The following is an 8,176-nucleotide window of genomic DNA, read 5'->3' on the forward strand; positions in this document are numbered from 1 at the left end:
CTCGTACACCATCCTGATGGACGCAACCCCGCAGTCCGGCCTCGAGGACGAGAAGACGGCCGCCGGATGCGCACACGGCCGGGCGTGGATCTGTCGGCATGACGCCCGGTGGTCAGTATGTGAGCTGATCCTGCCTGTGAACTGAACTGAATCCTCAGCGGAACAGCCGCCCGCCTTTGGGAAACGGACACGTCAGCGATGTGAAAAAGAAAGTGGTGCAGTATCCGTGACGACCAGCCAGCCGGAAACAGCGCAACCTCTCGACGACGAAGACCTCGATCGCATCCACGCCTGGTGGCGAGCCGCCAACTACCTGTCGGTGGGCCAGATCTATCTGATGGGCAACCCGCTGTTGCGTGAACCTTTGCGACCGGAGCACATCAAACCGCGACTACTCGGCCACTGGGGCACCACGCCCGGGTTGAATTTCATCTACGCCCACCTCAATCGCGCCATCACCGCCCGCGATCTGAACATGATGTACGTGATGGGCCCCGGCCACGGCGGGCCGGGACCGGTCGCCGCCGCGTGGCTGGAAGGCACCTACATCGAGGTGTATCCCGATATCTCCCGCGACGAAGACGGCATGCGGCGGCTGTTCACCCAGTTCTCGTTCCCCGGCGGGATTCCCAGCCATGTCGCACCCGAGACGCCGGGGTCCATCCACGAAGGCGGTGAGCTGGGATATGCCCTGGCCCACGCCTACGGTGCCGCGTTCGACAACCCCGACCTGGTGGTCGCGGTGATCATCGGAGACGGAGAGGCCGAGACGGGTCCCCTGGCGGCGAGCTGGCATTCGAACAAGTTCGTCGATCCGTCCCGGGACGGTGCGGTGCTGCCCATTCTGCACCTGAACGGCTACAAGATCGCAAATCCCACCGTGTTGTCACGGATCGACTCCGACGAGCTCGAATCGCTGTTGCGTGGATACGGTCACGTCCCGTACTTCGTCGAGGGCGACGACCCCGAACGGATGCACCAACAGTTCGCCGCAGCGCTCGACCGGGCCCTCGACGATATCGCCGTGATCCATTCACGAGCGCGCCGCGACGATAGAGCCGAACGCCCCCGATGGCCGATGCTGGTGCTGCGGTCCCCGAAGGGATGGACCGGGCCCGTCGAGGTCGACGGTCACCGCGTCGAAGGATCCTGGCGCTCGCATCAGGTGCCGTTCGGTAACGCGCGAGACGACGCCTCGCACCGAACGGTGCTCGAGCAGTGGTTGCGCAGCTATCGCCCCGAGGAATTGTTCGACCGGGACGGTGCACCGTTTCCCCAGATCGCCGAGCTGCATCCACCGGGAGATCGGCGCATGAGCGCCAACCCGCACACCAACGGCGGCGGGGGCCCGCGCCCGCTGAAGATGCCGGATTTCCGCAGATATGCGATCGAGGTCACCGAACCGGGAGTCACTGTCGCCGAATCGACCCGGATCCTGGGGCGCCTACTGCGCGATGTCATGGCCGAGAACATGACGCGGTTCCGGGTCTTCGCGCCCGACGAGAACAACTCCAATCGGCTGGAGGCGGTGCTCGAGGCCACCGACAGAGCGTGGGCTCTGCCGATCACCGACCTCGACGAGCATCTTGCTCCGGACGGACGGGTGATGGAGGTGCTGTCCGAGCATCTGTGCCAAGGTTGGCTCGAAGGGTATCTGCTGACCGGACGACACGGCGTGTTCTCCTGCTACGAGGCATTCGTACACATCATCGACTCGATGTTCAATCAACACGCCAAGTGGCTCAAGACCACCAACGCCATTGCCTGGCGTCACCCGATACCGTCCTTGAACTACCTGCTGACCTCGCACGTGTGGCGCCAGGACCATAACGGGTTTTCCCATCAGGACCCAGGGTTCATCGACCACGTGGTGAACAAGAAGGCCGACGTGGTACGGGTCTATCTGCCGCCGGACGCGAATACCCTCCTGTCGGTGGCCGATCACTGCCTGCGCAGTCGCCAGTACGTCAACCTCATCGTCGCCGGCAAGCAACCGCAACTGCAGTATCTGTCCGCCGACGACGCGATCGCCCACTGCACCAAGGGGATCGGGATCTGGGGGTGGGCGGGGACCGACTGCGGTCGCGAACCCGACATTGTCTTCGGCTGCGCCGGGGACGTACCGACCTTGGAAACGCTCGCCGCCGTGGACATCCTGCGCCGACTGTTCCCCGAGTTGGCGATCCGGGTGGTCAACGTCGTGGATCTGATGCGTCTGCAACATGCCGACGACCATCCGCATGGGCTGTCCGATGCCGACTTCGACGCGTTGTTCACCCGGGCCACGCCGGTCGTATTCGCCTACCACGGCTATCCCTGGCTGATCCACCGGCTGACCTACAAACGTACCAATCACGCCAACCTGCACGTCCGGGGATACGTCGAGGAGGGCACCACCACCACCCCCTTCGACATGTGTGTGCTCAACCGGATCGACCGATTCCATCTGGCGATCACCGCGTTGGATCTGTTGCCTCACCTGCGGGACGCTGGCGCCCACGCGCGGGAAAGACTGAAGAACACCTTGATCGCGCACCGCCAGTACATCCGACGCTACGGTGAGGACATGCCCGAGATCCGGAACTGGCAATGGAGCGCCTCCCCCGACGATCCCTGCGCTGCGGTATCGCCGGTTCGGGACACCCCGTGAGCGGCAACGGTTCGGCGCTGCCGAAGGACCACAGTGCCCCTCCGCAGACGGCGCCCACCATCCCGGCGGAAGCGGACGGCCGGACCGATTCCGGCGGTCATGCCCAATATCCCTACTCCGCGGTGATCTTCGACATGGACGGGGTGCTCGTCGATACCGCGGACCTGCATGCACGGGCATGGAAGGAGACCTTCGACGAGGCGCTACGCGACCCGCGCGCCGGGACGGCGCAGGCTCCGTTCGATGCCGTCGACGAGTACCGCCGTTATGTCGACGGCAGACCGCGGTCGGACGGGGTCGCGACGTTTTTTGCCGCACGCGGGATCAGCCTTCCCCTCGGCGCCGCCGACGACCCGGAGGACGCATGGACCGTCCATGCGCTCGGTAATCGGAAGAACAGCCGGTACCACACGTTGCTCGCCGAACAGGGAGTGCACGTGTACCCCGGCGCGGTCGCACTACTGCAGCGCCTGCATACCAGCGGGGTCGCCACCGCAGTGGTCACCAGCAGCCGCAACGCCACCACCGTCCTGTCCGCGGCCGCCCTCGAGGCGATGTTCGACGTGATCGTCGACGGTGTGGTCGCCGACGAGCGACATCTGTCGGGCAAACCGGACCCGGCGATGTTCCTCCACGCCGCAGAAGAGCTCGGAGTTCCGCCCAGCCGAGCGGTCGTGGTCGAGGACGCCGGGTCCGGTATCGAGGCGGCCCGGCGGGGGGGATTTGCGCTGGTCGTCGGGATCGACCGCGGGGGGAACCGCCGACTTCTCGAGGCGGCGGGCGCGGACATGGTCCTCGGGGACGTGTCGGAGTTGGATCTCGGGGCGAGTCGCGCCGATCCGTGGCAGTTGACCTACCGCGGCTTCGATCCCGCGCACGAGGGCCACCGGGAGGTGCTGACCGCTCTCGGGAATGGGTACATGGGTGTACGGGGCGCCGCCCCCGAGCGCCGGGCCGACGACACCCATTACCCGGGAACGTATCTGGCCGGGGTGTACAACCGGCTCAAGAGCACGGTGCATGGACGGATGGTCGAAGACGAGCATCTGGTCAACAGCGCCAACTGGCTGTGGCTGGACGTGCGGATCGAATCGGGGCCCTGGTGGTCCGACGGCGGCCTGACCGTCGAGGACGAGCACCGGGTTCTGGATCTGCGCCGTGGACTGCTCACCCGCGAGGTACGTCTGCGCGACGAGCAGGGACGGCGTCTGCAGGTACGGCAACGACGTGTGGTCTCGATGCACCGATTCCGTCTGGCGGCGCTCGAGACCACGCTGATCCCCCTCGGCTGGAACGGCACGCTGGCAGTGAGATCCGGCATCGATCCCACGGTGACCAACTCGAACGTCGCGGACTATGCAGCCCTGGCCAGCCGGCACCTGACCGCGACCACGATTCGACATGTCCAGCCGGACGTGTTGCTGGTACAGACCTACACCAGCCAGATTCGCATCCGGATCGCCACGGCGGTGCGCACCCGCGTGCGCAGCGGGGACGTGCGGGGCAGACGCACCGAAACGACCGCCGCCATCCCTGCGCATCACTTCCGCCTCGAGGTCCACGACGACCAACCGGTGGTGCTCGACAAGACCGCCGCGATCGCCACCTCCAAGGACGCAGCCATCGCGAGCCCGGGGTTGAGTGTTCTCGGCGAGCTCGACCGTGTCCCCGGCGGCGTGGCCGATCTGCTTGGGGGGCACGAGGCGGCGTGGCGGCGATTGTGGGATCGGTTCCGCATCCAGCTCGACACCGACCGGGAACTCCAGCTGGTGCTGAATCTGCACCTGTTCCACCTGATGCAGACCATCAGCCCACACAGCGAAGACCTCGACACCGGTGTCCCGGCCCGGGGTCTGAACGGTGAGGGCTACCGCGGCCATGTTTTCTGGGACGAGTTGTTCGTCCTGCCGACGATCACCACACATCTGCCCGCCGTGACCCGGTCATTGCTGGAATACCGGTGGCGACGCCTCGACGCCGCCCGCGACGCCGCCGCCTGCGCCGGACTCGCCGGCGCGTTGTTTCCCTGGCAGAGCGGCAGCGACGGGCGGGAGGAAACCCCCGCCCAGCTGTACAATCCGCGCTCAGGACGCTGGATGCCCGACAACTCCCGCCGGCAACGGCACGTCGGCTTGGCGGTGGCCTACAACGCCTGGCAGTACTACCAGAGCACCGGTGACCGGGCATGGCTCAGCGACCGCGGTGGTGAACTGCTGATCGAGGTGGCCCGCCTGTTCGCCTCCCTGGCCGAACACGACCCGCAGGAGGACCGGTTCCACATTGCCGGGGTGATGGGCCCCGACGAATACCACGACGGGTATCCCGAGGCGCCCGGTCTCGGCGTCCGCGACAACGCCTACACGAACGTGATGGCCGCGTGGGTGTGTCACCACGCGGCCGCGACGGTGGCGGAGCTGGCCGGCGCCGACGGCGACGAACTGCTCGACCGGCTCGGCGTCGACCCCGACGAGGTGACTCGATGGAGGCACCTCAGCCGACGCATGGCGGTGCCGTTCCACGACGGGCTCATCAGCCAGTTCGACGGATACGACCGTCTCTCCGAATTCGACTGGCGGCGTTATCTGCACACCTACGGCAACATCGGTCGCCTCGATCTGATTCTGGAAGCCGAAGCAGACACCACCAACCGCTACAAGCTCGCCAAACAGGCAGACGTGCTGATGCTGCTGTATCTGCTGGGGCCGACCGAGCTGCTGGCGATGCTCTCCCGGCTCGGCTACGACGTCACCGCCGAGCAGCTGACCCGCACCGTCGACTACTACCTGGCCCGCACCGCGCACGGGTCGACCCTGAGCCGGGTCGTACACGCCTCGGTGTTGGCGCGGATCGATCCCACCCGCGCCTGGTCCGTCTTTCGGGAAGCGCTGATCGCCGATCTGGACGACACTCAGGGAGGGACCACCCGGGAAGGCATCCATCTGGGTGCGATGGCCGGTACCGTCGACATCGTCACCCGGTCCTTCGCCGGAGTCCGCTTCGATTCGGACCGTCTGGTGTTCGCCCCGCAGATGCCGCCCGAGATTCGACAGCTGCAGTTCCAACTGCACTACCGAGGTCATCGCATCGACGTGCGTGTCGACGACACCACGCTGTACCTGACCGCTCATCGCTGCATCGCCACCCCGGTCACCGTCGATGTGGGCGGAGTGCATCGTACCCTCGGCGGAGGGCAGACGTTGCAGTTCCCGCTGGAGCGGCCCGCGACGACGAGGAACCGGACGTGACGTCGCCGCGCGAGAGACCGCTTCGTCGGCCCGGCACCGTGTGCGTCGTACCGGAAAGCGGGCCCGGTGCAGCGCCTCGAGCCGAGGTCGGAGGCAGGTGGTATGGGGCAGGCACTGCGTCGGCGAGAGACGGTGCTCGTCTCGCCTGCCTGGCAGTCGGTCACGGCACCGTCGGGTGCCCGCCGGTATCTTCATCGAAACCTCATCCGATACGTATCGAATCTACGTCGCTCTTGACGAGGATGAAGGCAAGCATGATCCCCGGGGAGCCACCCCGGACCACCAGCGAAGGAGCGGTTGTGATGGCACGTCGATGGTCTTTGAACATCACCCCTGCCGAGCGCATCGGTCGGATCGTTGTCGGGGTGGCCGCGATCGCCGCCGGGATCGCCTTGCTGTTCCAGTCGCCCGGCCTCGGCGTGGCCGTACTGGAAGTACTACTGATCCTGGCCGGTCTCGACCTCGCGGTGACCGGCGCCCTAGGGCACTGCCCGCTCTACGCCGCCCTCGGCTACCAGCCCAAGTCGTTGAAAGGTGCCCGATGACCGACCCCCGTCACATGCCCGACAGGCCCGATCGCCCGCACTCCCCACACGAGCACTCCGTACCGGCCCCCTCGCGTTCCGGTCGAATTCGTCGAGCTCTCGGGCACCGCGCGATGATGGTGATTTGCTGTATCCCTATGCTGGTGATCGCGATTGCGCTCGTGGCCACCGGTACGGTGGGCATCGGGGCCGTTGTTTTCGCCGTGGCCTGCGTGCTGATGATGGCGATGATGATGGGCGGTCCCGGACACGGAGGCCACGGATCGGGCCGCTAGCTGCATGTTCGTGCCGTCCGTTGCCTTCCGTCCCCTTTTCGTGCGCCTCTCGCATCGACACACTCCGGAGAACGACATGTCACCGAACACCGCGACAAGCGGAAACGAACGCACCGCTGTACTCGAGGTCGGCGGTCTGCACTGGGCCACGTCGACAGCATCCGTCGAATCGACCCTGCTGCGCCGACCGGGCGTGTCTGAAGTCGAGGCCAACGCGGTGAATCAGACCGCGACCGTCACCTACGACCCGGCCGTGACCTCGGTGGCGGCCCTTACCGATTGGGTGCGGGACTGCGGATACCACTGCGAGGGCAAGTCCGTGCCGTCGCACCTGTGCGACCCCCGGGAGGAACCGCGCGAACACGCCCCTGCCGCACATGAGGAACATGCCGCGCACGACGAACATGCCGCGCACACGCCGCAGCAGTTGATGGGTCACGGCGGCCACGGCGGGATGTCGATGGACGCGATGGTGCGGGACATGCGCAACCGGTTCCTGGTGGCGCTGGTGCTGTCGATCCCGATCTTGTTGTGGTCGCCGATCGGGCGGGAGGTGCTCGGGTTCACCGTGCCGGCACCGTTCGGCCTGCGCGACGACATCTTCTCCCTGGTGTTGTCGATTCCGGTGATCTTCTACTCGTCGTGGATCTTCTTCGACGGCGCCTACCGGGCGCTGAAGGCCCGGACCCTGGACATGATGGTGCTCGTCGCCGTCGCGGTCGGCGCCGGCTGGCTCTACAGCGTGGGTGTGACCCTGACCGGCGGCGGCGAGGTGTTCTACGAGGCCGCGACCGTACTGGCAACGTTCGTGCTGCTCGGGCACTGGTTCGAGATGCGCGCCCGCGGCGGCGCCAACGAGGCCATCCGCACCCTGCTCGAACTCGCGCCCCCACAAGCGGTGGTGCTGCGCGGCGGTGAGCCGGTGGAGGTCCCCACCGCCGAGGTCGTGGTCGGGGATCTGCTGCTGATCCGGCCGGGGGCGAAGATCCCGGTCGACGGTGTCGTCGTCGAGGGCAGCTCCGAGGTCGACGAATCGATGGTCACCGGGGAGTCCCTGCCGGTGACCAAGGCCGAAGGCGCCGAAGTGATCGGTGCGTCGATCAACACCACCGGCACCCTGCGGGTCCGGGCGACCAAGGTCGGCTCCGACACCGCCCTCGCCCAGATCGTCGCCCTGGTGCAGGAGGCGCAGAACTCGAAGGCCCCCGGTCAGCGCCTGGCCGATCGGGCCGCGTTCTGGCTGGTCTTCGTCGCCCTGATCGGCGGCGTGGGCACCTTCCTGGTGTGGTGGCTCGTCGACGGTGACGTGCAGAGGGCACTGCTGTTCGCCATCACCGTCGTGGTGATCACCTGCCCCGACGCGCTGGGGCTGGCCACCCCGACGGCGATCATGGTCGGCACCGGCCTGGGCGCCAAGCGCGGCGTGCTGTTCAAGAACGCCACCGCCCTCGAGACCTCGGC

5 protein-coding genes are annotated in these 8,176 nt (G+C 66.8%); all 5 read left to right on the forward strand.

Annotated features, from left to right (window positions below):
- Positions 1-226: 226 nt before the first annotated feature.
- Positions 227-2,650: a phosphoketolase gene (locus CQZ88_RS04140; RefSeq protein WP_102799288.1), complete on the forward strand. Its 2,424-nt coding sequence runs from the start codon at positions 227-229 to the stop codon at positions 2,648-2,650.
- Positions 2,647-5,895, forward strand: a complete 3,249-nt coding sequence (locus tag CQZ88_RS04145) for a beta-phosphoglucomutase family hydrolase (RefSeq protein ID WP_308410787.1) — start codon at positions 2,647-2,649, stop codon at positions 5,893-5,895. Before CQZ88_RS04140 ends, CQZ88_RS04145 begins: the two co-directional genes overlap by 4 nt.
- A gap of 302 nt (positions 5,896-6,197) precedes the next feature.
- Entirely contained in the window at positions 6,198-6,440 is a 243-nt protein-coding gene (locus tag CQZ88_RS04150) for a DUF2892 domain-containing protein (RefSeq protein WP_102799289.1), read from the forward strand.
- Positions 6,441-6,577: 137 nt separating this feature from the next.
- Positions 6,578-6,715 carry a hypothetical protein gene (locus CQZ88_RS30425; protein ID WP_180986942.1) on the forward strand — a complete coding sequence of 46 codons (138 nt, stop codon included), beginning with the start codon at positions 6,578-6,580 and terminating at the stop codon, positions 6,713-6,715.
- A gap of 76 nt (positions 6,716-6,791) precedes the next feature.
- Positions 6,792-8,176: cation-translocating P-type ATPase (locus CQZ88_RS04160; RefSeq protein WP_146034248.1), on the forward strand; the 1,385-nt coding region annotated here is incomplete at its 3' end.

It is taken from the genome of Rhodococcus sp. ENV425 (assembly GCF_002887785.1).
In the GTDB taxonomy this organism is placed as follows: Bacteria; Actinomycetota; Actinomycetes; order Mycobacteriales; family Mycobacteriaceae; genus Rhodococcus; species Rhodococcus aetherivorans.

What these genes read in the sequence shown, in the direction of transcription:
- CQZ88_RS04150 (WP_102799289.1), top strand. Translation starts at nt 6,198, where the DNA reads ATGGCACGTCGATGGTCTTTGAACATCACCCCTGCCGAGCGCATCGGT.
- CQZ88_RS30425 (WP_180986942.1), top strand. Translation starts at nt 6,578, where the DNA reads ATGCTGGTGATCGCGATTGCGCTCGTGGCCACCGGTACGGTGGGCATC.